The sequence below is a fragment of the Rothia sp. HMSC066H02 genome (genome assembly GCF_001814995.1).
GTDB lineage: Bacteria > Actinomycetota > Actinomycetes > Actinomycetales > Micrococcaceae > Rothia > Rothia mucilaginosa.
This window is the reverse complement of the sequence record NZ_KV818684.1, coordinates 135927-161803: the sequence shown is the minus strand read 5'-3', so window position 1 is coordinate 161803 and position 25877 is coordinate 135927. Positions and strand designations below refer to the sequence as shown.

Annotated in this window: 17 protein-coding genes; 3 read left to right on the top strand and 14 right to left on the bottom strand. The window is 63.0% G+C overall.

The window, feature by feature from the left end; genetic code table 11:
- Positions 1-538 precede the first annotated feature (538 nt).
- The 6 genes from adhP to HMPREF2999_RS06030 form a co-directional block, all read right to left on the bottom strand.
- Entirely contained in the window at positions 539-1579 is a 1041-nt protein-coding gene (gene adhP / locus HMPREF2999_RS06055) for an alcohol dehydrogenase AdhP (RefSeq protein ID WP_080974471.1), read from the bottom strand.
- Positions 1580-2001: 422 nt separating this feature from the next.
- Positions 2002-3390, bottom strand: a complete 1389-nt coding sequence (locus tag HMPREF2999_RS06050) for a phosphoenolpyruvate synthase (protein WP_070676677.1) — start codon at positions 3388-3390, stop codon at positions 2002-2004.
- 331 nt (positions 3391-3721) lie between these two features.
- A complete protein-coding gene (lgt, locus tag HMPREF2999_RS06045; RefSeq protein ID WP_070676679.1) occupies positions 3722-4726 on the bottom strand; it encodes a prolipoprotein diacylglyceryl transferase in 1005 nt (334 codons plus the stop codon).
- Complete coding sequence (gene trpA, locus HMPREF2999_RS06040; RefSeq protein WP_049327777.1) at positions 4726-5580, bottom strand: tryptophan synthase subunit alpha; 855 nt, start codon at positions 5578-5580, stop codon at positions 4726-4728. Before trpA ends, lgt begins: the two co-directional genes overlap by 1 nt.
- A complete protein-coding gene (gene trpB, locus HMPREF2999_RS06035; protein ID WP_049345652.1) occupies positions 5580-6914 on the bottom strand; it encodes a tryptophan synthase subunit beta in 1335 nt (444 codons plus the stop codon). The genes trpA and trpB overlap by 1 nt, the downstream gene beginning before the upstream one ends.
- A gap of 219 nt (positions 6915-7133) precedes the next feature.
- A complete protein-coding gene (locus tag HMPREF2999_RS06030) occupies positions 7134-10472 on the bottom strand; it encodes a chromosome segregation SMC family protein (RefSeq protein WP_083315110.1) in 3339 nt (1112 codons plus the stop codon).
- 417 nt (positions 10473-10889) lie between these two features.
- Here HMPREF2999_RS06030 and HMPREF2999_RS06025 point away from each other — a divergent pair, with 417 nt between their 5' ends.
- From HMPREF2999_RS06025 to HMPREF2999_RS06015, 3 genes are all read left to right on the top strand, one after another.
- A complete protein-coding gene (locus tag HMPREF2999_RS06025; RefSeq protein WP_049347456.1) occupies positions 10890-11942 on the top strand; it encodes a 3-oxoacyl-ACP synthase III in 1053 nt (350 codons plus the stop codon).
- Between the two features lie 83 nt (positions 11943-12025).
- The gene (locus HMPREF2999_RS06020; RefSeq protein ID WP_070676685.1) at positions 12026-15037 is read left to right on the top strand and encodes an alpha/beta fold hydrolase; all 3012 of its coding nucleotides are present in this window, start codon (positions 12026-12028) and stop codon (positions 15035-15037) included.
- A 33-nt stretch (positions 15038-15070) separates the two neighbouring features.
- The gene (locus HMPREF2999_RS06015; RefSeq protein ID WP_070676687.1) at positions 15071-16312 is read left to right on the top strand and encodes an NAD-dependent epimerase/dehydratase family protein; all 1242 of its coding nucleotides are present in this window, start codon (positions 15071-15073) and stop codon (positions 16310-16312) included.
- A gap of 212 nt (positions 16313-16524) precedes the next feature.
- On the opposite strand, the gene mutM is transcribed toward HMPREF2999_RS06015, so the two are convergent.
- The 8 genes from mutM to HMPREF2999_RS05975 form a co-directional block, all read right to left on the bottom strand.
- Positions 16525-17580 carry a bifunctional DNA-formamidopyrimidine glycosylase/DNA-(apurinic or apyrimidinic site) lyase gene (mutM, locus tag HMPREF2999_RS06010; RefSeq protein WP_070676689.1) on the bottom strand — a complete coding sequence of 352 codons (1056 nt, stop codon included), beginning with the start codon at positions 17578-17580 and terminating at the stop codon, positions 16525-16527.
- A 75-nt stretch (positions 17581-17655) separates the two neighbouring features.
- The gene (rnc, locus tag HMPREF2999_RS06005) at positions 17656-18345 is read right to left on the bottom strand and encodes a ribonuclease III (RefSeq protein WP_049354558.1); all 690 of its coding nucleotides are present in this window, start codon (positions 18343-18345) and stop codon (positions 17656-17658) included.
- A 16-nt stretch (positions 18346-18361) separates the two neighbouring features.
- Entirely contained in the window at positions 18362-18565 is a 204-nt protein-coding gene (gene rpmF / locus HMPREF2999_RS06000; RefSeq protein WP_005505656.1) for a 50S ribosomal protein L32, read from the bottom strand.
- Positions 18566-18595: 30 nt separating this feature from the next.
- Positions 18596-19204 carry a YceD family protein gene (locus HMPREF2999_RS05995; RefSeq protein WP_012903341.1) on the bottom strand — a complete coding sequence of 203 codons (609 nt, stop codon included), beginning with the start codon at positions 19202-19204 and terminating at the stop codon, positions 18596-18598.
- A 224-nt stretch (positions 19205-19428) separates the two neighbouring features.
- Entirely contained in the window at positions 19429-19905 is a 477-nt protein-coding gene (coaD, locus tag HMPREF2999_RS05990; protein ID WP_070676691.1) for a pantetheine-phosphate adenylyltransferase, read from the bottom strand.
- 132 nt (positions 19906-20037) lie between these two features.
- Positions 20038-20679, bottom strand: coding sequence for a 16S rRNA (guanine(966)-N(2))-methyltransferase RsmD (rsmD, locus tag HMPREF2999_RS05985; RefSeq protein WP_070676693.1), 642 nt, complete (start codon positions 20677-20679; stop codon positions 20038-20040).
- Between the two features lie 113 nt (positions 20680-20792).
- Positions 20793-24521 (bottom strand): ATP-dependent DNA helicase RecG, encoded by a 3729-nt coding sequence (locus HMPREF2999_RS09305; RefSeq protein WP_083315106.1) that lies wholly within the window; start codon positions 24519-24521, stop codon positions 20793-20795.
- Positions 24518-25858 carry a DAK2 domain-containing protein gene (locus HMPREF2999_RS05975; RefSeq protein ID WP_070676695.1) on the bottom strand — a complete coding sequence of 447 codons (1341 nt, stop codon included), beginning with the start codon at positions 25856-25858 and terminating at the stop codon, positions 24518-24520. The genes HMPREF2999_RS09305 and HMPREF2999_RS05975 overlap by 4 nt, the downstream gene beginning before the upstream one ends.
- Positions 25859-25877 lie beyond the last annotated feature (19 nt).

Genomic DNA, 25877 nt, shown 5'->3' with positions numbered 1-25877 from the left:
AAATTCACCCGGGTATGGCGTTCCGGGAGAAGGAATCGATATCTAGGAGGGCCGAAACCTTCACACGTCATATCCCGTTACATCAAGGGTATGTGCAGGGGCGTTCGAAACCTATCTCTTCGGCAAATATTACGCCTCAACCAGTGGTTGAATGTTTACAATGCAAGTATGCATTTTGAGGCCTATAGATGTCAAACAAGATGCTCTATTGAACTGATTTAGTGAGAATTTTGAGATAATCCCCGAATATTTCAAAAATAAATTCCCGCGTATATTACGTTTAGGTGCCTAGTACTCACAGAGGATTTGGGCTCCTCACGATAACGGCTCTCAAAAACCCGGCGCTAAAACATCTAGTTAAAAATACTAGTTAAAAACACTAGGACGCACCCCGCGTCGTATGCACAGCAGAAAGAGTACCCCTACTCCCCCGCCACACGGGATGCGCCCTAGGCGCTATAACCATCGAAACTACCGGCAAGACCCCAGCCGAGTGAGACCTTGAAGCCCTACCGGGCGCCTCGACCCATCCGCTAGCTTAGAGGCTAGCGAAGTCCAGAACCATACGGCCGGTAATCTTACCCGCCGCCATTTCCTCGAAGACAGCCGGTGCCTCGTCAACCTCACGCAGCTGAACCACCGGAACCACGATGCCGTCAGCACCGAACTGGAACGCCTCCGCCAGATCCTGACGGGTACCCACCAGGGAGCCCACCACGCGGATGCCGTCCAGAATAATCTTCACAATGGACAGCTCCATCATCTCCGAGGGCAGACCAACAGCCACCACGGAACCGCCCGCACGAACCGACTCGACAGCCTGGTTGAACGCAACCTTCGACACCGCGGTCACCACAGCAGCATGAGCGCCGCCGCCGGTCAGCTCGCGAATACGAGCCGGAACATCCTCAACCTCACGGCCGTTGATGACGTGATCAGCACCGGTCTCACGAGCCAGAGCCAGCTTGTCATCGTTGATATCAACAGCGATAACCTTGGCGCCGAAAACCTTCTTAGCGTACTGAACAGCCAGGTTACCCAGACCGCCCGCACCGTAAGCAACCAGCCACTCACCGGGACGAACCAGCGACTCCTTGATTGCCTTGTAGGTGGTCACACCAGCGCAGGTAATGGAGCTTGCCTGTGCCGGGTCAAGACCCTCGGGAACCTTCACAGCGTAATCAGCGGTCACCAGGGTGTACTCACTCATGCCGCCATCGACCGAGTAGCCTGCGTTCTTCACCGAACGGCACAGGGTCTCACGGCCCGAGGTGCAGTACTCGCAGTGGCCGCAGCCCTCGAAGAACCAAGCCACCGACACGCGGTCGCCTTCCTTCAGGGACTCAACACCCTCACCGACCTTGACGACACGACCGATGCCCTCGTGGCCCAGAATACGACCCGGAACCTCACCGAAGTCACCGGAAGCCACGTGCAGGTCAGTGTGGCACACGCCCGAGTACTCAATCTTCACGAGCGCCTGGCCGTGACCGACAGCCGGAACGGGAACCTCACGGACAACAACCGAACCGTCAACCTTCTCAGGGACAACAACAGCCTTCATGGTTTCCTTGCACATGATCTAAACTCCTTAGTCATCGGTGGTCGCGCTCAAGCCGCAATCTGCAATCTGCGCTGTGCAACCTAGCGGGGTGGGCGCGCGTATTCTTTACATTTCCACCGTAAAATGATGAGCCGCCAATCTAAAGGACCTTCCCCGAATATGACAGAGGGGTTAGATATAGGCGTTCTCACGAGCAAGGATGATCTTTCGATAAGGTCTATTCTGACCAATGCGCTAAACCGCCAAAGGTTGATATGACGCTATGACGAAGCAACACAGAAGATGAGAATGCCTCCCAAACAAGTGGTTTGGGAGGCACTCAGAAAAAATTTAAATATTAAGTTTGAGGCGCATACCACCCTAAAGAAAGGGTTCAATCTGCACCTATACGATTCCTACAGGCTTATAGGAACTCTTAGCCGATGAGACTTAGCTGCCTAGAAGCAGAAAGCAACCTCAATATAGCCAGCGCCGCGCTCACCCGGACCATTCGGAGCGTTCAACGCCCAACCCAGATCCATGATGCGCACCGTAGAATCCATGAACGTACCGCCGCCAGCGCCACCGCCAGCCAGCTGCACCGAACCCACCGCATAGCGGGCACGAGCCGAATCGTTATTCCACTTCTGCGACACCACACGAGCCGAAACGCTCAACGCAGCACCGGAACCACCGCCGCCATAACCGGCGCCACCACCTCCAGAAACCACCGACTGGTAGCCGTTAAACAGCTCGCCAGCATTCGACGGGCGGTTATCGGTACCCTCCGGAGTCTGATCCCACTGGTACGAATAGCTCGCCACACCATCGGCGCCCTTCGCGCGGAAACCGCTCGCACCCGCCGCACCGGCAGTCGCAGTGCTCACCAGCTTCTGGGTGGAGGTGCTCGAAAAACCAATCACCGAACCATCAACAGTCGGCGGGTTCAGCTTCTCACCGCCGGCACCGCCCACACCACCGGCGGCACCCGAACCCGGGTTCACCGTCAGAATCGGCTCAGACTGCGCCTCATACGAGGTGAAACCAACAAAACCGGGCGAACCGTCGCCGTCACCCGAACCAGCACCACCACCGGTGCTGAACTGGTGCTCGCCACCGGAGCTATCGAGCGAATAGTGCGCGGTCGGGCGCACAGCACCAGCATTCGCGGGGTTCGGCAGAACCGTCGCATACGACGCCAGCACACCGGCACCGCCGCCACCACCGGCAACAATCATCGGCACGCCATCCACCTCAATAGCGGAGGAACCACCGCCGGACGCCGAATACAGCACAGCGCTCATGCCGCCGCGACCGGTCACACCGCCAGAAATGCGGGTCAAATCATTAATCGCAGAAACAACGTTTGCGGGAACCGGCGAAGAAGCCTTCGAGGAGCCACCCACACCGTAGCCGTCGCCGCCCTCAGCGGGCTTCAGCTCACCATTACCAATACCGCCCGAACCGGCCGTCAGAGTAATAGTCTGGCCGCCGCGCACAGCCATAGAACCCTCCACCATGGCACCGGAACCGGCATCAGCCACAGTGTAGTTCGTGCCGCCAGCACCACCCACAGCGGTAAACCGCATACGCTTAGCGCCCGCAGGAACCGTCAGCACGGCAACCTTCTTCACGCCGTCACCGGCAGTGACCATCGTCGAATCTTCGTAAGGTCCGGTGCACTCGCCTTCCTCATCAGAAGCCGCATACGCCGGAATCACCGACGACGCCACAACAACCGGGGTAGCCCACGCCGCACCAGCCACAAGACGACGACGGGTCAGACCCGGACGAGAAGAAGGAGAAGGAGAAATGGGGCGCGAAGAATCGCCGGCAGAAGAGCTCACGATAAAAATCCTGTACGTTGAGTGGGTGTTTCTAAACGCAGACGCGACGGGCACTCAAAGAGCCTCATACTCCTTACGCGGAGCCTCATGCCCCTTACACGGGAACCCGCCACACGCAATACCTCTATTATGCCTTCTCAGCACCCAAATCCGCGCATGGCGCCACCACATGGGACGACCACATGCCACTATAAGAACATCCAGCGGCAAGAAGCAGACAGCAAGCACAAATAGCGGGCACAAAAAACCGCCGGATGGGGGCGCTCCCCCATCCGGCGGTTTTTCTATGAAATTTAGATGGAACTAGAAGACAAAAGCCAGAAGATGAAAGCTAGGAGCCCTTCGTCGAAGACTCAGAAGAGTCAGAATCCTCGGCGGGCTCTGCCTTCTTAGATGCCTTCTCCTCAGCGCCCTCTGCAGGCTCATCTGCGGCAGGCTTCGGAGCGAACTCCGCAGGAGCCGGCTCAATACCCGCAGCAGCCTTCGCCGCCGCACGACGACCAGCCACCACAAAACCAGCAGCACCCAGCAGAACCAGTAGCAGAGCAGTCCACACGTGAATACGAACGCCCCAGAGCATCTCCGAGGTATCAATACGCAAGAACATCTCAATGAAGAGGCGACCCACACCGTAGTAGAACACATACAGCCACAGGGTCTGACCCAGCTTCAGCACTCCCTTACGGCCCAGCCACAGCAGTAGTGCCACACCCAGCAGGTTCCACAGCGACTCGTACAGGAACGTCGGATGGAACAGCGTGCCCGCCGGATACTGGGTCGGGAAATTACCGCTCGACGCGCTAATCTCCAAGCCCCACGGCAGAGTCGTCGGCTTACCGAACAGCTCCTGGTTGAACCAGTTACCCCAGCGGCCAAACGCCTGAGCCAGCAGAATACCCGGCGCTACCGCATCCGCAAAAGCAGGGAAATTCATCCCGTAGCGGCGGCAACCATACCAGGCGCCCAACGCACCAACCGACACGGCACCCATAATGCCGATGCCGCCCTCCCAAATCTTCAGGAAAGCCCACGGATCAGCAACATTCGGACCGAAATAGCTACCCGGGTCAGTAATCAGCACATGGTAGGCGCGGGCACCCACGATGCCGGCCGGAATAGCCCACATCGCCACGTCAAAAACGCGCTCAGGGGTACCACCCGCCGCCTTCCAACGGCGAGAACCCAGCCACAAGCACACCGCCATACCCGCAAGAATACACAGGGCATAGAAATGCACACGGAACGGGCCCAACTGCAGGTACGAAACGCTTGGAGAGGGAATCGAAGCCAGCACGTTAGCTACCGGCACGCTCGCCAGCGACAGCACATCAGACATTAGCCTTCACGCCCCGCCAGCTCACGGGTCAGCTTAGCCACCGCCTCAACACCGCCAGAAGCCAAAGCCTTCACCAGCGCGGTACCGACAATCACGCCGTCCGCGTACTCGCCAATCTCCTCAACGTGGGCACGAGTCGAAACGCCCAGACCCACGCACGCACGAGGCGCACCGGCAGCCTTAATGTCCGCAACCAGGGTGCGAGCCGCCTCCGACACGGAGGTGCGGGCACCGGTCACGCCCATCACCGACACGGCGTACACGAAGCCGCTCGACGCCTTCGCAATAGTCGCCAGACGCTCCGGCGAAGAAGACAGAGCAGCCAAGAAAATACGATCCAGACCGTACTCGTCAGAAGCCTCAAACCACGACGACGCCTCATCAGGCACCAGGTCCGGGGTAATCATGCCCGCGCCACCGGCAGCCGCCAAATCACGCGCAAAATTCTTCACACCGTACGCCAGAACCGGGTTCCAGTAGGTCATCACGACAACCACCGCGTCGGTCGCCTCGGTAATGCGGCGGACCGCCTCAAACAGCTGAGGAAGCTTGAAACCGTTCTCCAGCGCCACGCCGGTCGCCTTCTGAATCACCGGGCCATCCATGACCGGATCAGAATAAGGCACGCCCAGCTCAATAATGTCCGCGCCGTTATTGCCCAGAGCAATCGCCGCGTCAATCGACTCGTCCAGGGTCGGGAAGCCCACCGGCAGGTAGCCAATCAGCGCCGCACGGCCCTGCTTCTCGCATTCAGCCAGACGAGCCGCCAGAGGCGACTGCGCATTCGGAGCGGGGAAAGAACCATCCAGCACCGTAAAAGGTGCCGACTGAGAAATAGCGTCCTGGTAGCTCATTACTTAGCCTCACTTTCAGCCTGTGCGTTCTGTGCAGCGGATGCGGCAGCTTCCTTATTACCGGTCATCAGGGTCGAGGACGGAATCGCCTTACCCAGGCCGAACCACTTCAGAGCGGTCTCCATGTCCTTATCGCCACGACCGGACAGGCAGACAATCATCGTCTTCTCGCGTGCCGCCTCCGGATCCTCAGCAGCCCAACGCTGGCACACGCGCAACGCGCCCGCCAGAGCGTGCGAGGACTCAATCGCCGGAATAATACCCTCGGTGCGGCAGAGCAGACGCAGAGCGTCCATCGCCTCGGTGTCAGTCACCGGCTCGTAGGTCACGCGACCAATATCGGACAGGTAGGAGTGCTCAGGACCCACACCCGGGTAATCCAGACCAGCAGAAATCGAATGGGACTCAATGGTCTGACCGTCCTCATCCTGCATCAGGTAGGTCATCGCGCCGTGCAGCATGCCCGGGCGGCCCAGAGTAATGGTCGCCGCGTGGCGGCCGGTCTCCACGCCGTCACCGCCAGCCTCAAAACCGTAAATCTCAACCGAAGAATCGTCCAAGAACGCGTGGAACAGACCAATCGCGTTCGAACCGCCACCCACGCAGGCAGCAATACCATCGGGCAGGCGGCCGGTCTCAGCCAGAATCTGCTCGCGCGCCTCCTCACCGATAGCGTCGTGGAAGAAACGCACCATCGCCGGGAACGGGTGCGCACCCGCAGCGGTACCCAGCAGGTAGTGGGTGTTCTCAACGTTCGCAACCCAGTCGCGCAGCGCCTCATTAATGGCGTCCTTGAGGGTGCGGGAACCGTTCTGAACCGCAATCACCTTCGCGCCCAGCAGCTGCATACGAGCCACGTTCAGCGACTGACGCTCAGTGTCTTCCTCGCCCATGTAGACCACGCACTCCATGCCGAAGAGCGCAGCCGCGGTCGCAGTCGCAACACCGTGCTGACCCGCACCGGTCTCAGCAATCAGACGGGTCTTACCCATACGCTTAGCCAGCAGAGCCTGACCAATCACGTTATTAATCTTGTGGCTACCCGTGTGGTTCAGGTCCTCACGCTTGAGGAACACACGCGCACCAGCATGCTCAGAGAACTTCGGAACCTCAGTCAGCAGCGACGGACGGTTCGAATACTCAGCAGAAAGCCGCTGGAACTCAGCAATGAACTCGGGATCGTTCTTCGCCTCGTTAAAGGTTGCCTCCAGCTCATCCATGGCGGCAATCAGCGACTCGGGCATCCACCGCCCGCCGTACTCACCAAAATAGGGGCCGGGGGCATTCTTCAACGACTCGCCGTTGAGGAAAGCATCTGCCAGGTTCTCGCTCATCACTATTCCTTCCCTGGATGGTTGCCGCCGGATGCGCACCGCGGGTAGGGCGGGGCATCAGGCCTGATCACAGCGAAACACCACGCCAACCGCGAATAGGTGGGCGGTGTTCGCACATATCCCCCTATAGTACCCGGGTACAGGCGGTGACCTGTACCCCGGGGTGCACATGACCATTCCTAGGACATGTGACGTTCGCCGGGGTGGGTGTGCGGCGGACTACAGCAGCTCGCGCAGCTCCTCCATCTGCTGAGAAAGCACCGTCGACACGCCACCGCGCATCGACACCCCGTACAGGGTCTCCGCAATCTGCATCGTGCGCTTCTGATGCGTCACCACAATCAGCTGCGAACGCTCCCCCAACTCACCAATCACCTGCAGCAGGCGCGAGAGGTTGCGGTCATCCAGCGCCGCCTCAACCTCATCGAGGGCGTAGAACGGCGACGGGCGAGACATATAAATCGCAATCAACAGGGCCAGCGAAGCAAGCGAACGCTCACCGCCAGACAGCAGCGACAGGCGCTTAACCTTCTTACCCGCCGGGCGTGCGTGAATCTCCACACCCGAATTCAGCGGATCGGACGGGTCGTCCAGCTCCAGGTGGCCCTCGCCTCCCGGGAACAGGGTCTCAAAGATGCGGCGGTAGTGGGTGTTAATATCCTCCATCGCGGCGGTGAACACCTCCGCAATGTGGCTGCTGACCTCGTCCATGACCGTGTTCAGGTCGCGGCGGGTCGCCTTCAAATCCTCAATCTGCTGATTCAGGTAGGCATGGCGTTCGGACAGCGCCTCGTACTCCTCCAGCGCCAGCGGGTTAATGGCGCCCAGCGCCTCCAGTTCGGCGCGGGTTGCCTTGAGGCGAGCGCGGACGCTCTCGGTGGAAGCTTCGGTAGTCTCTGATGCCGGTTGGGGCGCGGTTTCGGGTGCGGAATTTTCGGATGCCACATTCTCGGAGGCGGCGTTCTCGGGAGCCTCCTCAGCAGGCACGTCAACCGGCAGCTGCTCGGGGTACTCCTCCTCCAGCTGCTCCAGGGTCAAACCGGTCACCAGGCGAGCACGCTCAGCCAGCGCCTGCACGCGCTCCTGCACGCGCGCCGCCTCCGTCTGGGTGCGCGCCAGCAGGGTCAACGCCGCCGCGTGCGCCGCCTGCAGATCCTGCACCTCATCGTTCGTGCTGGTCAGGCCCTCCTGGGCGTTCTTCAGGGCGGTGCTCAGCTCGTGCAACTGCTGCTCGCGCTCGCTCACCTGCTCGGCAAGAACCTCACCCAGACGCTGGGCGCGGCGCTCAATCTTTGCCGCCGGTGCCTGCTCCCCCGTGCCCGCCAGGTAGGAATCCTCGCGGGTGCGCGCCGATTCGTAGGCGACGCGCGCCTGCGCCACGGATTCCTCCGCGGCGGTGAGGCGCTCGTTCAGGCGGGCGCGCTCAGCCTGGATGTTCTGCGCAGATGCTTCCAGGGACTCCGCCTGGGCGCGGGCGCGGGCATGCTCGGCGCTCGCCACGCCCGCCGCCTTCGCTGCCTCGCGTTCGGCCTCGACTGCCGCCTCTGCCGCGGTCTGCGCCTGCTGAACCGCATGCTCGGCTTCGTCCAGTTCGGCGCGGGTGCGGGTCACGACCTGGGATGCGGCACGGTAGGCGGCGGCAAGTTCCAGGGGGCTGGCGCCCTCAGCCGGGTAGAGCAGGCTGTAGCGGGTGTGCTCGGTGCCCGCGGGGTCAAAAATACGCCACATAGTGCGCTGACCTGCGAGGGTATTCTCTGCGAGCAGCTGCAGGGCGTGCTCTGCGGAGGCGGCATCCGGCGCGAACAGCACGCCCGCCAGGCGCTCACCCAGCGCCGCGGTGACGCGCGCCAGGGCGTGCTCGTCGATGCCGGCGAGCGCGGCGGCATCCTCGCTGAGCGGTTCAATGATCTCGGTTGCGGGGCGGATACCCAGCTCGCGCAGTTCGGCGGCGCAGGATTCGGGCAGGGTGGTTTCGGGCAGTTCTGTTGAAAGTTCCTTCGCGGCAGATTCGCTGCTTTCATCACCCTTATCGCTATCTTTGTCACCACGCAGCTGCGACACCTCGGCGCCCTCAACCGGCACGCTCAACGCCGCGGTCGCCAGCGAGGTCAGCGCAGCAGACGCCGCACGCGCGTACTCGGGGTCAATCTGCACGGCATCCAGCACGCGCAGCAGGCTCGCGCCCTCGCTCGAAGAATCCATGAGCTCGCCGGTCTCAGGGTCGAACACCGCCTCAGCAGATTCAGTGTCCAGTTCGGCGGATGCTTCACCCAGGCTCTGGCCCAGCGCCTCACGCAGGGTTGCGGCACGCTCAGCCGCCGCCGCGTAGGCGCGGGTCGCCTCCACCGCAGCGGCGCGGGCGGCATCCAGCTGGGCCTGCGCGCGGGCACGAGACTGCGCCGCCTCACCCGAGGCGCGCTCAGTCTGCGCCACCTCGGACGCCGCCTTCTCAACGTTCTTCAGCGCCGCATCGTAGCGCTCCTCAAAGCTGGCGTAGCTTTCCACCGCGCGCTCTGCCTCTTCGCGGCGTTCCTCCAGCAGTTCCAGGGCGCGTTCGTATCCGGCGCGGGCGGCGGCGGTCGCCTCGGTCAGCTCCACGCGGTAGGTGCGCACGCGCTCGGCGGCGATGGACTGCACGGTGCGCACGCGCGCGGCGGACTCGCGCAGGGTCGACACGGCCTTCTGACAGGCGGTGACCTCGGCGTTCAGGCGGTTCTGCTCCTGCTGATGCTTCGCGGATGCTGCACGCGCCGCCTCCAGCTGTTCTTTCAGGGTTTCGGCGCGGCGGGTACCTTCCGCCTCGGAGGCGAGAGCCTGCGCCTGCTCAGCCTGCAGAACACCCAGCTGACGAGCCAAAAGCACCGCCTCCAGCTGGCGGATGCGCGCCTGCAGCTGGCGTGCAGTCGCGGCGGATTCTGCCTGCTCGCTCAGCGGCTGCAGCTGCGAATCCAGCTCGGCAACCAGGTCACTCAGGCGGGTAACGTTCGATGCCACAGACTCCAACTTGCGGCTGGTCTTCTCCTGGCGGCGGCGGTACTTGACCACGCCCGCCGCCTGCTCAATCATGTCGCGGCGCTGCTGCGCGGTGGCATGCAGGACCGCATCCAGCTGACCCTGGCCGACGAGCACGTGCATCTGCTGACCCAGACCCGCCTCCGAGAGCAGGTCCTGAATGTCGGCAAGGCGCGCCGGGGAGCCGTTAATCTCGTACTCGCTGCCGCCGGAGCGGAACATGGTGCGCGAAATCTGCACCCGATCAGCGGGAATGCTGAGGGTGCCATCAGAATTATCGAAAGTCAGGGTAACTTTGGCGCGGCCCAGGGGCGCACGCTGGGCACCGTCACCTGAACCGGCCTCGCCGGAGCCCGCGAAGATAACGTCCTTCATGCTGCCGCCGCGCAGGCTCTTAGCGCCCTGCTCGCCCATGACCCAGGCGAGCGCATCCAGCACATTGGATTTGCCGGAGCCGTTGGGTCCGACCACCGCGTTAATGCCGGGGGTGAACTCGAAAGTGGTTGCGGAGGCGAAAGACTTGAACCCGCGCAGGGTCAGCGACATCAGGTGCACAAGGGGCCTTTCTGCAGAAGAACTGGTGTGTGCCGGGCACGTTCTGTGGTGCGTGGCGGCATCCCTCTAGTGTACGCGGTGCGGCGGGCGGGCTGCGGGAAGAGTTGTTGGAAAGGGCGAGCGCGGGGACTCTTATGCACGCACTGAAGTTACCCCAATGATTTTGATGCACACCGTGAAGTAACCGTAAAGTCTCCAAGGGCCACATAACGGCCTCTTCGCGCGACATATTTGCGTAGCTTACGCGCCGGGTGAACGGGGGCGTTCATATTGGGTCTATGGATACGGATTCATCCGACCGGTGCGGTAGATTGGAATGAGCATCACGAATTCTGCGGGGCCGCTATTCGCATCCCCGCGTTTTTCTATGTATCCCACTGACTTCTATTTTCAAGGGCCACACCATTGATGAATGCATCCGCCGATAAGGTCGGCACGAACTCTGACATTCGCCACGCTAATGCAGCTCTGCTGTCTATTACCCATGAGCTGCCTCCGGAGGTCGTCACGAGCGACTACTTCGATGAGCAGCTGGCCCAAACCTATAAGCGTCTGCGTATGCCCAAGGGCCTGCTGGAGCGTCTTGCCGGTATTAGCACTCGCCGCGGTTGGGCTGAGGGCCAGACCTTCGAGGACGGCGTGGTTGCCGCAGCCGAGAAGGCTATCGAACAGGCGGGTATTGACCGTTCCCAGATTGGCCTGCTGATTAACGCTTCGGTGACTCGCGATAACTTTGAGCCCGCCGTTTCGGTGGGTGTGCACGACCGCCTGGAACTACCGCGTCACGCCCTGAACTTCGATATTACGAATGCCTGCCTGGGATTTGTGAACGCGATGACTGTCGCCTCCACCATGATTGATGCGGGCGCTATCGACTACGCCCTGATTGTCGCTGGCGAGGACCCCTCCCCGTGGCACCGTACCGCGGTGCGCATCCTGAACAACCCCGATTCGACCCGCGAGGATGTGCTGGCTCAGTTTGCGACCCTGACCCTCGGTTCGGGTGCGGCGGCGGCTGTGATTGGTCGCGCTGACCGCCATCCGGAGGGTCACCGCATCGTCGGTTCGGTGTCCCGCGCGGGCACTGAGCACCGTAACCTGTGCATCGGTGGCGAGGCGGATCAGGGCATGAACACTGACGCCGAGGGCCTGCTCAAGCACGGTCTGGAGCTGGTGGCGCAGGCATGGGAGCAGGCGCATCAGGACGGCTGGGAGTGGAACGATATGACCTCCTACGTGACCCATCAGATTTCTAACGCCCACACGAACGCCATTATTGAGGCGGTCGGTATTGAGCGTGAGCGCATCCCCATGACCTTCCCGAAGTGGGGCAATGTGGCTGCGGCGGCTCTGCCGATGACTCTCGCCGAGTGCGCCCCGACCTACACGGAAGGCGACCGTATTCTGTGCATGGGTGTAGGTTCTGGCCTGAACACTGCCCTGCTTGAGATTCAGTGGTAACCCGGTAGCCAGCAACCTTTAGCCGGTAACCCGTTAGCTTTTGCGGTAGACATTCACCGATTCGATCCGGAAGGATTCCCAGCATGCGCCATTTGAACTTCCCTAAGGCTCAGCCCCCGTATAACCCGGAGGAATGGGCGGGCGTGAACCCGCGCTACTCCCACCTTCTGGAGGTGCCCACCTCCGCCCCCATTGAGCAGCGGGCGCAGCAGGCTGGCGCGCGCCGCTGGCACTACCTGGATAACCTTCCGGTGCTGGTCGAGCAGGGTTTGGAGCCGATTGGCACGATCCTGTGCGTGCACGGCAACCCGACCTGGTCGTACCTGTGGCGTACTGTGCTGGATGCGGGCGTGAATGAGCGCGCCCCGTGGCGTGTGGTTGCGGTTGATCAGATTGATATGGGTTATTCGGAGCGTACCCACCTGGATTTGGAGGGTGAGCGCCGCTCCCTGACCGACCGTATCGCTGACCTGGGTGATTTCACGAAGGCACTCGGTCTGGATGAGACCGATAAGCCGGTCGTGACCCTCGCTCACGACTGGGGTGGGCTGGTGTCCTTTGGTTGGGCGCTGGAGCATCGTGAGATTCTGTCGGGCGTGATGCTGACGAACACCGCGGTCTACCATGACGGCATTGAGAATATCCCTGCCGCTCTGCGCCTGGCGTTGGGTGTGCACGAGTGGGGTACTCACGATTCGACCGCGTTTATTGATGTGACCTTGGGTTTGGCTCAGAATGAGGGCCGCCTGCCCGCGCCGGGTTCTGCCGGTGCCGGGGCGCTTGATGGTGCCCTGCCGCAGCCGGTGGGTCAGCAGCCTAAGCGCCTGTACCCGAGCCCTCTGAACGAGGCGATTTACCGTACGTACCGTGCGCCGTACGCTCATTCGGCGTGGCGTGAGGGTGTGCGTAATTTTGTGGGCGATATTCCGACCGGCACCGATATTCCTTCCTATACGCCGATGCAACGTATTGCCGAGCAGATCCGTGACCTGGACGTGCCCGCGTTCTTCCAGTGGGGCACGAAGGACCCGGTGTTCCAGCGCCGCTACCTGTTCGACCTGATGGAGCGCATGCCGCAGGCGAAGGTGCACCGCTACGAGAAGGCCTCGCACCTGGTCATTGAGGATTATGATATTGCCTCCCCCATGATTTCGTGGCTTGCGCAGACTTTCGGCACAAGGGAGGATGGTGTGCTGGTTCCGGCGCGTAATGCGGAGGCGGAGCATCGTGCCGCCCGCGCGCGCCGCCACGGTCTGACTACCGGCGAGGGCGCTACCGCTGAGAGCACTGCCGCTGAGGGTGCTGTTCCCGCGGCGTTCCGCCCCATGCTCGCTGCCCTGGCCGAACGCGCCAATGACGCCTCCACCGCCGTGGTGGATATGGACCCCAAGGGTGACGGCACCTCCGTTTCTGTGACCCTGACCTGGGCTGAGCTGAACCAGCAGGTCAACGCCGCCGCAACCCGCCTGCACGCCCTGGGTGTGCGTCCGGGCGACCGCGTGAACCTGATGGTGCCTCCGGGTGCCCGCCTGACCACCCTGATTTACGCCTGCATGAAGCTGGGCGCTGTCATTGTGGTGGCTGATACCGGTCTGGGTATTCCGGGTCTGACTCGCGCGTTGAAGGGCGCTAACCCGAGCTTCCTGGTGGGTATTCCCGCCGCGCTCAGTGCCGCCCGTACCCTGCTGTGGCCGGGTGTGCGTATTTCTGTGGAGCCGCTGGGTTCGGTGCAGGAGAAGCTGTTGGGCGTTGCCGGTTCGGTGTTTACCGCGCCCGCCGCTGACGGTACTCCGGGTGCGCCGGTGCCCACCCCGACCGTGGTGGAGTTCCCCTCCCCCGTGCCGGATGCTGATGCGGCGGTGCTGTACACCTCCGGTTCGACCGGCCCGGCTAAGGGCGTGGTGTACACGCAGCGTCAGCTGGCTGGTATGCGTGATGCCATTGCGAATACGTACGGTTTTGCGCCCGGTAGCGGCCTGGTGGCTGGCTTCGCGCCGTTTGCGCTGTTGGGTCCGGCGCTGGGTGCTACCAGCGTGACCCCGACGATGGATGTGACCCGCCCGAAGACCCTGACGGCTTCTGCCCTGGCGTCTGCTGCGGCGGCTATTGATGCGTCGGTCGTGTTTGCATCCCCAGCCGCCCTGGTAAATGTGGTGGCAACCGCCGATGAGCTGAGCGGCGAGCAACGTGCGGCGTTGGCCAAGGTTCAGACCGTGCTGAGTGCTGGCGCGCCGATTCCCGTGCCGTTGCTGGAGGCGCTCTCCGCCCTGGTGCCGAACGCTTCCCTGCACACCCCCTACGGTATGACCGAGGGTCTGCCGGTGACCGATGTGTCTTTCGAGATGATTCGCCAGGCGATTGCTGAGGGTACCCCGAATGCTGCCGGTGAGGTGCTTGACCCGTTCGCCCGTGACGGCGTGTGCGTTGGTTTCGCGGTGTACGGTGCGGCGGTGGCTATTGCGCCGCTACTGCAAGACGGTTCGGTGGCGGATGAGCTGACCCATGAGCCGGGTGTGACCGGTGAGATTCTGGTCTCGGCACCGCATGTGAAGGACCGCTACGACACCCTGTGGGTGACTGAGGAGCAGTCCATTAGCACTCCGGGTTGGCACCATACCGGTGACGTCGGCCACCTGGACGCTTCGGGTCGCCTGTGGGTTGAGGGTCGCCTCGCCCACGTGCTGCTGACCTCCCAGGGCGTGCTGACCCCGGTGGCCGCCGAGCAGTCCGCCGAGTCGCTGCCCGAGGTGCGCCGCGCCGCCCTGGTTGCGGTGGGCCCCGCCGGAACCGCCGCCCCCGTGCTGGTCATTGAGGCTTCCGCAAATACTGCCGCATTGGAGGCGCGCCAGTCGGCATCGGGTCTCAAGCGTGCCCTGCTCGATCGCGTGCCCGGCGCTCGCCGCTTCCCCATTGCGGAGGGTGTGGCGCCCTTCGAGCTGTCGCAGCTGGTGCGTCAGAAGGTTGCCGAGGATACCGGCGTGGAACTTGCCGCGGTGCTGGTGGTGCACGAGCATCCGACCGATATTCGCCACAATTCGAAGATTGACCGCCCCGCCCTGGGTGAGTGGGCGTCGAAGGTCCTTGCGGGGGCGTAAGCACCTGCCGGATCCCTAAGTCTAAGGAGTATGATGTCCTCTCATTCTTCCCACGAGCCCGCACCCCGCTTGTCTGCGTCCCGCCTATCTGGACACCGCCTGTCGACTGCGCATGCAGTGACCTCCCCGACGGCTCGGTTCCGCAAGCCGGCGCAGCCGCTGGCGGCACGCTACACCGACCCCGCCCCGCGTTCGTTGCGACCGGTTGAGGAGCCCGATTTTGCCCCGCGTATTGGCGAGCGCATCCTCTTTACCGGTGCGAGCGGCCTGCTGGGTCGTGAGAGCGTGCTGGCGTTGCTGCGTGCCGGCTATGATGTGCGCGTTTTTCAGCGTGGCGATTCGGGTATTGCGGCGCTTCTGCCTGGTTCGATTCGCCCGCGTTTTGAGCAGGTGCGCGGCGATATTACGAACGCGCAGGCGGTGGCTCTGGCGATGACCGGCGTGAACGGCGTGGTGCATGCCGCGGCGAAGGTTTCGGTCAGCGGCGAGTGGGCTGACTATGAGCGCATCAACATTGAGGGCACCCGCACCCTGTTGCAGGCGACGCTGAACCATTCGGTGGGTTCGTTCCTGTACATTTCGTCGCCGTCGGTGGCTCATGCCGGTGCGGCGATTGTGGGTGACGGTGCCGGAGTGGCGTCCCCGGAGCATGCGCGCGGTAACTATGCGCGTTCGAAGGCTGCCGCTGAGCTTCTGGCGCTGGATGCGAACGGCACTGCCCTGCCCGGTGGCGGGGTTTTGCGCGTGGGTGCGTTGCGTCCTCACCTGATGTGGGGTCCGGGCGATACTCAGCTGGTCGAGCGTATTCTGGAGCGTTCCGCCGCGGGCCGCCTGCCGCTGCTCTCCGGCGGTACGGGCCTGATTGATACGCTCTACATTGATAACGCCGCGGACGCCGTGGTGCGCGGCTATCAGCGCCTCGACGCTTTTGCGGGCAAGGCGCTGGTGGTGACGAACGGTCAGCCGCGCACTATCGCTGAACTACTGGGTGGTTTCTGTGAGGCGGTGGGCGTTCCCGCCCCGCGTTTCTCGGTTCCGGCGAAGGTTGCGGCTCTGGCGGGTAAGGTCATTGAGCGCGTCTGGGAGCGTCTGCCAAAGAACGTGACTGCCGGTGATGAGCCGCCGATGACGGAGTTCCTCGCCGAGCAGCTGTCGACCGCGCACTGGTTTGATCAGCGCCGCACCCGCGAGCTTCTGCAGTGGGAGCCCGCCGTGTCGATTGAGGAAGGCTACGAGCGTCTGGGCTTGTTCTACGGGGACGGGTACAGCCGCTAGGTGCAGGCGATAGGTACAGCCGCCAGTTGCTTCTTGTCGGGGTGGCTTTCGGGTTGACTCCCTCGCCCCCCGTTTATACAGCTGAGGTTCAAACGAATGACGGCGTAGCTACATCCCCCTATGGGAGGAACGTAGCTACGCCGTCATTTTTGCGCCGGAGCGTCTATCTAGCGTGATGCTTTATGGAGCTTTTACCTAGCCCGCGCTTTTACCTAGCGAGAGCGCGGCGCCCGTTGGCAGTGCGGGCAACGGTAGGACGAGCGGTTCTGGAAGGGTTCGCGCACCATCAGGGAGGTGCGGCCCGCCTCCGCGCAACGGTGGCAGGGCTCCCCGGCACGACCGTAGGCGTCCAGCGAGCGCTCAAAATAGCCAGACTCCCCCAACACGTTCACATACAGGGCATCGAAGCTCGTGCCGCCCGCCGCCAGGGACTCGCGCAGCACCTGGGTGACCGCCTCCAGCAGTTCGCGGGTTTGGGCGGCGCTGAGGGTGCGTGCGGGCTTCGCGTAGTGCAGCCGCGCACGCCACAGCGCCTCGTCGGCGTAGATATTACCCACGCCGGAAATCACCGACTGGTCTAGCAGCACCTTCTTAATGCCGCTGGAGGTGCGCAGGAACTTGCGGCGCACCGCCGCGGGGTCGAAGAATTCGTCCAGCGGGTCGCGGGCAATGTGCATGACCGCTTCCGGTACTAGAAAACGCTCCGGTACTTCACCCGGCGCTACCTCACCCGGCGCTACTTTATTCGTTGCAACTGCCGCGGGTACGTCCGGTACCAGCGGGCTGAGGAACATGCCGCCGAAGATGCGCTGATCCACGAAGAGCAACCGCTGCCCGGTGCTTACCCGGTTGGTACTCGCCCGGTTGGTGCTCGCCGTGCCATCGGTAGCCCCCGCAGCTCCTAGTTCTAGCGCCACGCGCAGGTGCCGCGGCTGCTCATCAAAGGCCTCGCGAGCCTCCAAATCATTACCCGAATCGCCGCCCGGCTCATCGCGCACGAGCAGCTGACCGCTCATACCCAGATGCACCACGAGCGCCTCGTCGGCAAGCGTGCCATCCGACTCGCTCAGGGTCAGCCACAGGTACTTGCCGCGGCGGTATGCACCGCGCAGCGTCCTGCCGGTGAGTGCCGCCTCAAAGTGGGCGGGACCAGGCAGGTGCCTGCGCAGCGAACGGGCATCGACCACGCGCACCGCCCGCACGGACCGACCCAACGAATGGTCGGCGATACCTGCACGAACGGTTTCCACCTCGGGCAGTTCTGGCATGATTCCCTCCAATCAGCGGGGCTGCAGAATCAAGAGACCGCAGAGCTAACAAACCTGCAGGATGCTTGAATGAGCCTAAACCAGAACGCGGTACGCCTGCTCAGCGGCAAGGCGCTCCGCCTCCTTTTTGCTCGGACCCACACCGGTACCTGCCTGCTGGTTCGCCACAATAGCGACCGCAGTGTACACGCGCGCGTGATCGGGGCCCTCGCCGGTGACCTCGTAGCGCACATCTCCCCAGCCGCGGGCGGTGGCAAGGTTTAGCAGCTCAGTCTTCCAGTCGCGTCCAGAGTTCAGGACCTTCTCATCGTCGAGCAGCGGCGCGATCAGGCGTAGCACCAGGTCACGAGCCGCCTCTCGACCGCACTCCAGGTAGGTCAGGCCGAAAATCGCCTCCATGGTGTCAGCAAGGATCGAGTCCTTATCGGCGCCGCCGGTGTGAATCTCGCCCTTACCGAGCAGGATGTACCTGCCCAGATCCAGGTCGCGTGCCACCTTCGCCAACGCCACCGTAGACACCACCACGTGGTGCAGCTTCACGAGCTCACCCTCGGGCAGCTCGGGGTAGCGTCGGTACACTTCTTCAGCGATCGCCAGGGAAAGCACCGAATCGCCCAGGAACTCCAGGCGCTCATTATGCTCCACTCCGGGGTTCTCGAAGGCGTAGGAGCGGTGGGTTAGGGATAGCAAAAACGTCTCGGCGTCGATATCGACTCCGAGACGTTTACGCAACTCCCTAGTATCAACACTAGGAAATTCAGTCATAAGGATTCACCGCTTCTTAGGCGTCTGCAACCTTACGGCCCTTGTACTCCAGGAACAGGGCGTTGCCTGCAGCGTCGGTTACAACCTTTGCCTGGTGGGGCAGGCTGTAGGTCACGCGACCGTTTTCAACGGTCTTAACCAGCTGGGGCACGGATGCCTTCCACTGGGAACGGCGTGCGCGGGTGTTAGCGCGGGACATCTTGCGCTTGGGAACAGCCACAGCTATCTCACAATCTCTAGTAACAACAATTTAGTTTTCGGTATCTGCACCGAGCAGGCCCTGTAGGGCCGACCAGCGCGGATCCAACACCTCGTGATGATGCCCGGGGTCATCCTCCAGGCGCGCACCGCAATCGGCGCACAGACCCTGGCAGGTGTCCCTACAAACAGGCTGGAACGGCAGTTGAAGGATTACTGCGTCCCGCAGAGCCGGTTCAAGGTCGATGGAATCATCCTCAACGGCGTACTGCTCATCTACTTCGTCTTCGGGGCCGCCAGCCGGGGCCTTCTCAAAGACGAAAAGCTCTTGAATATTGGCCGACATCTCGTAATCAATCGGATCCAAGCAGAGGCTACACTCGCCGTGTACATCCACAACGACGGAGCCGGTTACTAGGATACCATCAACAACAGACTCCATACGAATATCGAGGTCAATATCCGAACCCTCTTCCACGCCGATGAGCGTGTTACCCAGGTCTGCCGGTGCGGGCAGAACCTCAGTGAGAGTTTCCATGGTGCCGGGGCGGTGAATCAGGTTAGTAACCGATACCACCAGCGGCGATGCGTCTGCACGTGAAATGGCGTTTCTCCTTACGAAATGTATAAACCAAAGTCCCATTTTAGGGGTCATTCGCACCGTTAATCAAGATTAAGCGCCTTTTAAATCTCTTTAAGTGGCGCTCACCTCTTAAATATCCCCTTAAGGAGGCGCCGCGCGGCACTTAATCGGTCGGTCAGGGCTTCTGCAGGGGCGGTTAAGAGCCCCGTCGGCGGTGCGAGTTATTCTGCCGGGGCCCTGCCGGTGGGCATGTCGGGTGGGTGCGCACAAGGTTGTGTGCGCCTGGGTTGATTAGGCGTTTTCTAGGCGTTCTTCAGGGCGCGGGCGACCGCCTCCGGCACGAAGGGAGTCACGTCACCACCCAGCGACGCCACCTCACGAATAATCGTGGACGACACCGCACCGTAGCGATCCTCACCCGCCAAGAACACCGTCTCAACCTGCGCCAGGTGGCGGTTCATGCTCGCCATCGGAGCCTCATAGCTGTAGTCCGTCGCAGAACGCAGACCCTTCACCAGCACCTTCGCGCCACGCTCCGCCGCGTACTCGGCAAGCAGCACGCCCGGCGGAATCGGCTCCACGCTCACGCCCTTAATGCCGAGCTCCTGCAGAGACTCACGCACCAGCTGCACACGCTCCTCCAGGGAGAAACGGTACTTCTTGGAGCTATTGTGCGCCACGCCCACAATCACCTCGTCAAAGAGCTGAGCGGCGCGGGCAATGATTTCCAGGTGGCCGTGGTGCACGGGGTCAAAAGATCCGGGGCAGAGGGCAATCATGGCGGTCCCTTCACGAATAAATATCAGATGTTGGAATGACTAGATGTGGGCGAATTTAGGATGCGGGTTAGCGGCATGCGGGCGAGCGCAGGCTGAGGCAGCAAGCTGCGGCGGCAATCTTAGGTAGCAATCTTAGGCGGCGAGCTCTTCAGCGTCCTCGCCGGATTCGTTGCCGAACTCGTCGCCCGCCTGCTCCTCCACCTCGTCAGGCTCCACATAGTAGAGAACCGTCTCGCCGTGCTGACGGGTCGAAAAACAGTACAGGCCCTCGCCCCACACCGGCTCCGCATCGCGCGAAGAACGCTCCACCACGACCACGGCACCCTCGGCAAGCTTGGGGGTGAGCGCCTCCAGCAGCTCGCTGACCTGCTCATTCGGCACGGCGTAGGGCGGGTCAACAAACACCAGGTCCCACGGACCGGAGGCGGACTTCACGTAGGTCAGCGCCTGAGATTGCTGCACGCGCGTCGCAGAACCGGTGCCGGTGCGGCCCATCGCCTTCTCCACCGCGGCAACGTTCTTGCGAATCACCGCAACAGCCTTCGGGTACGTGTCCAGCAGAGTCACGGAGGCGGCACCGCGCGAGAGCGCCTCGCAACCCAGCGCGCCCGAACCGCCAAAGGCGTCCAGCACGCGGGCGCCACGAATAATGTCGTAGCTCTCCAGCTTGGAGAAGAGGGATTCCTTCACCCGGTCGGTGGTGGGGCGAGTATTATCCCCCGGAACCGAAGCAAGGCGAACGCCTCCGGCAGCACCGGAAATAATACGGCTCATAGGTCTCTCCTCTTAACTAGTGCGGTGTGTTGACGTCACGGTTTCAGCGGGTGGTGGGCGGGGCAGGTTGATAGATAGGCGGGGCTGGCGGGGCATTCTGTCCCGTTGGGCGCTTATCCCCTGCCGAGGAACGCCTCACGGTCAGCGTCCAGGGCGCGGTCAATCGTGCGCGCCAGCGACGGGTGCTTAGCCAGCGTCGGGTCCTTCTCGACCACCGAGCGGGCATCCTCGCGGGCACGCTCAATAATGTCGGCATCGGCGAGCGCCCGCAGGAACCGCAGAGTGCTCTTCGAGCCCGATTGTGCAGTACCCAGAATATCACCCTCGCGGCGCTGCGCCAGGTCGATGCGGGAGAGCTCGAAGCCGTCCGTGGTGGAGGCGACCGCATCCAGGCGCTCGCGGGACACGCCGCCCTCCTCCTGGCGGGTAACCAGCAGGCAGGTGCCCGCATAGCCGCCGCGACCCACACGACCGCGCAGCTGGTGCAGGCCCGAGATGCCGAAGCGGTCGGCGTCCATGATGATCATGAGCGTGGCGTTCGGGACGTTCACGCCCACCTCAATGACGGTGGTGCTGATGAGTAGGTCAATCTCTCCGCGCTCGAAAGCGGTCATGGCGGCGGTCTTCTCCGCCGGGTCCATGCGGCCGTGCAGGGTGCCGATACGCACGCCGACGAGGGCGTCCTCGGCGCTCAGGTAGGAGTACATTGAGGCGACCGAGGTCAGCTGAACCTTGCCGTCGCTACTGGCGCTACCGCCCTGACCGAAATATCCCTGGGCAGAGTTGCCCGCACCCGCGCCAGTTCCAGCACCGTTCAGGCTGGATGCGCCAAAGAACGCGGCGCCCTCCTCCAAGCTGTCGCCATCCTCCCCGATTTTGGGTACAACAACATACACCTGGTGGCCCGCGTCGATTTCTTCGCGGGCGCGCCTCCACAGCCGGGACGCCCAGGCGGGCTTCTCGGCGAGGGGCACCACGTGCGTTGAGATTTTCTGGCGGCCCGCGGGCAGGGTGTCGAGCACGGATACGTCCAGGTCACCGAACACGGTCATGGCGACGGTACGAGGAATAGGCGTTGCGGTCATGACCAGGCGGTGCGGCAGGGCGCCGCCGGTGCCGCGCAGGCTGTCGCGCTGCTCCACGCCGAAACGGTGCTGCTCGTCCACGACGACCAGACCCAAATCGTGGAAGCTCACCTCATCGGAAAGCAGGGCGTGGGTGCCAATCACAATCTGGGCGGTGCCGTCGGCGAGTTCCTGCAGTACCTTGCGCTTGGCGCGGGTGCCCATGGAGGCGGTCAGCAGGCGCACGCGCACACGGCCGGGTTCCGCCCCGCTCCCCGCGGGGATCCCCTCGGCGGAACCGGCGGCAGAATCGTCAGCATCAGAGTCTTCGGGCGCCGCCATATCCCCCAGGATGTCCAGCACCGAACGCAAATGCTGCTCGGCAAGCACCTCGGTCGGGGCGAGCATCGCAGACTGGCCGCCCGCATCGGCAACCTGCAGCATGGCGCGCAGAGCCACCACTGTCTTACCGGAACCCACATCACCCTGCAGCAGGCGGTTCATGGGCGATTCGCTCGACAAGTCGGCGGCAATTTCAGCGCCCACCTTCTGCTGTCCCTCGGTCAGCTCATAGGGCAGAACCTGAAGCAGCTGATCGGCGAGGCCGCCCTCCACGGCGGGGCGCGGCTGAGTCAGGTGCGCGGCACGCACCGAATGCAGGCGGGCGAGCGCGCTCTGCAGCACGAACGCCTCGCGGTAACGCATCTGCGCCTGCGCGGCACGCCAAGTGTCCTCAGAGTCGGGGGTGTGCAGAGCGCGGTACGTCCACTCCAGCGAGGGCACCTTGCGGGCGTGACGAATCGTGTAGGGCACCGGGTCTTCAAGTTCTTTGAGCGGAACCTTTTCGAGCAGCTGCGCCATGTAGCCGCTAATGCGGTCGGTGGGCAGCTTCACGGGAGCGCGGTAGACGGGCACGGGGGCGGTGGCGGCGTCGGTAACGTCCGCGCCGGAGGCGTCCTTCGAGAGCAGGGCGTAGTGCGGGTTGGTGAGGGTGTATTCGCCGCGGTAGATACCGACCCTGCCGGAGAACATCATCGTTTCACCCTCGCGGATTTCGCGGGCGGCGGTCCAGGCGTTGAAGAAGGAAAGCTTCATCTGCGAGCCAATAAGCGCACCGGGGTTCGTCATGCTGGGCGCGGGCACGCCAAAGAGGCCTCCCTGCGCGAAACTATCCTGCGCAAAACTGTCCTGCGCGAACGAATCTTGGCCGTAGCTGTCTGCGTAGCCGCTGTAGGAGGCGGGCTGCGCTCCCCTGCCCTGTGCGGGGTTCTGAGCCGCGGGGTTTTGAGCGCGGGGAATCTGGGCACCTGGGTTCTGTGTGGAGTTAGCGAGCGCATTAATGCGCGGGTTGTGCATCCCGGTTGCCTGCCAGCTCTGCGCGGGCACGCCGGATACTCTGGATGCACCGGATACGCCGGGGCGGTTAGCGCGCCCTGGCACCACGGACACAGGACCGCCAGCCCCGAGGCCAACGGCGCCAAAACCGGCAGCCCCAAAACCTGCGGGTGCGTCCTGCCCGGTGGCATCGGAGAGCCGGTCGGTGATGGTCACTTCCGTGATTTTGCCGCGCCGCGCCGCCATGGTTCGGGTGCTCACGTGCACCACGCGGGCAATGATGGTGACGTCCTGACCCTCAACTAGTTCGGCGAAGGAGCTGAGCTCACCGCGCGGCAGGTATTTGCGCGGGAAGTATTCGAGCATCTCCCCGACGGTGTGCAGGTCCAGGTGCGTAGCGATTGCCTTGGCGCTGGGCGCGGGCAGGTACTTTTTGAGCGGCGCATTTTCGATGCGATCTTCGGAGGCGTAGCGCGCCAGGGCACGACTCTTAGCCTCCGCGGCGGCTGATGCGGGTTTATCAGCCGCGACCCTCTCAGCGGTTGCCTTCTTCGCGGGGGCTTTCTTCGGCGCAGTTTTCGGCTTTGCAGGGGTTTTCGGCGCTGCGGTTTTCGATACCGAGGCTTTGGAAGCGGGAGCTTTCTCTGCGGGCGCAGTCTTCTTCGCTGCAGTCTTTTTGAGTGCAGGCTTTTCAGCTTCCGCCTCGGGCTCGATCTTCTTCGGCGCATTCTTCTTCGGCGCAGGCTTCTGCTCGCCCTCTTCGCTTGCCTTCGTTACCTTCTGCGGGCGCGCCGAAATAGCCCGCGCGGCAGTTTCGCTCTCCTGCGGGATCGGTTCGTTCTGAGTTAGTTCCTTCTGAGCTGTTTTCTTCTGAGCCGGCTTCTTCCGGGCGGGTGCTTTCCGGGCAGGTTCCTTCGGCTGATCTGCTTCTGTCTGATGCGCTTCCGACTGTTTTACGTCCGGCTGAGTTGCCTGCCGTGCCGCCAACGCGATATCGACCAGCTCGTAGAGAGCGTCGTCGGTCATGGTGTGCGCGGCGGGCCCCAGCGAATGCTTGAGCGTCTTGAGCGCCTTACGGTAGGGTGCGCTGGCGCGCTGTGCCGCGCGTTCGCTCAGCTCGGCGCGACTCACCTCGCCTCGGGCGTAGGCGGCAAGATCGCGCACGGTCAGCTCGGCGGTGGTGCGGAGCTGCTCATCGCTCAGTAGCGGCGCATCCTTTTTCCGCGGCCGGGCTCGGGTCGCGGAATCAGCACGGGTCGTAGAATCAGCACGGGCAGGCTCCACAACCGTTGAATCTACGGACTCAGAATCTACGGGCTCACTCTGCGCTGCCTCAGCTTTCGCGGGCTTATTTGTCGGCTTAGTTTTGACCGGAGCAGGCTCAGGAAGACCCAAGTCCAGGGCTTCCTGCTGCGGGTTTACGGAACGTCGGGCGGGGCTCATGCTCCGCCCTCCGCACCGCACGAGTGGTCGGCGTGACGACCATCCGCCAGGGAGGAAATACGCTCATCCGACCACTGACCGTAGCCCATAATCAGCTCGCGGGCGGGGTCGATGTCGGGCACGTGCACGTGCAGCGCCCAGAGTCCAGCCGCCATGTCCAGGGACGTAATGAGCAGGCTGTCGCCCATAGCTTCAAGTTCGGGGCGCAGCTGCGCCAGGGCGAGAGGCTCGCAGGTCAGGGTACCCATGAGCTCCCAGCCGCTCTGCCCCTCACTTTCTGCGTGCTCGGCAGGTTCAGCGCCCGCCTGTTCAGAACCCACTCGCGCCGCAGAACCGGCTACAGAAGTCACACCGGCAGAGGGTGCACGCAGCATGAACTCCACCTGCGCCTCGTTCAGGGTCGCGCCCTCCCAACGCGGGTTGGAGTGCACCACGGCAAGGTAGAAGCCGAGCGCGCCGGCGTCCACGAAACCGGCAAGCTCGGGTGAGGGCGGGAACTGCGCGGTACGTTCCAGGGCGGCACGCATCAGCGCACGTCGACGCTCTTTCAGCGCCTCGTCAGCAGCTTCTGCGTCCTGTGATGCATCATAGTGTGCGTCCAGGCGGGCGAGCTCCACCATGACCGACAGCATCGTGGAGGGCACCATCTGCTCCCCCACGCTGGCGCGAATACGCTCAGCCGCGAACGCCATCGCGCGCGCCTCCGCGTGGGCGTACTCCAGTTTCACTTCGCGGTGCTTCGGCAGGGAACCGCCAGCCAGCACACGCTCGTAGTCTGCTTCCAGGGCGCGCACGAGCGGCAGCTCATCGGCTGCGTCGCCGAGCTCCCGAGCGAGGTTTCCGGGCAGGAACCAGTAGCTACGCACCGCCTCCAGCGCCCAAGCGCAAAGCAGAGTACCAGAGTTGCCGCGCGCCACGCGGGATGCGCGCATAATCGCGTGCTCGTAGATGCCGCCCAGCTGAATCCACAGGTGGGCGAGGGTTTCCTCTTCGGAGGCGCCCGCCGCCTCGGGCACGCACGCACCCTCCCCGACGGGAATTTCGCCAGCGGGAAGAACCTCGCTGGGCAGAACCTTACGGGGCAGATCCTCACTGGGCAGAACCTGTTCCATGCCCCGCTCAAACTCTTCGGTCAGGGTCAGCAGGGTGTGGGCAATATTGGAGCCGGTGTCCTTATCGGGAACGGGGAACCCGTTGAGCTCGTTGAGCGCATCGCGGTAGCGTTCGATGGTGGTGCGGGCGGCGGTGGACCACGCTACGCCGAAGCGGTAGGCGCGCACGCAGGCGCGGCGGTAAATCTCGCGTTCTTCGGTGCGCTGGTTCTGTTCTGCGTTCACGCTACCCTCCTCGTCAGTT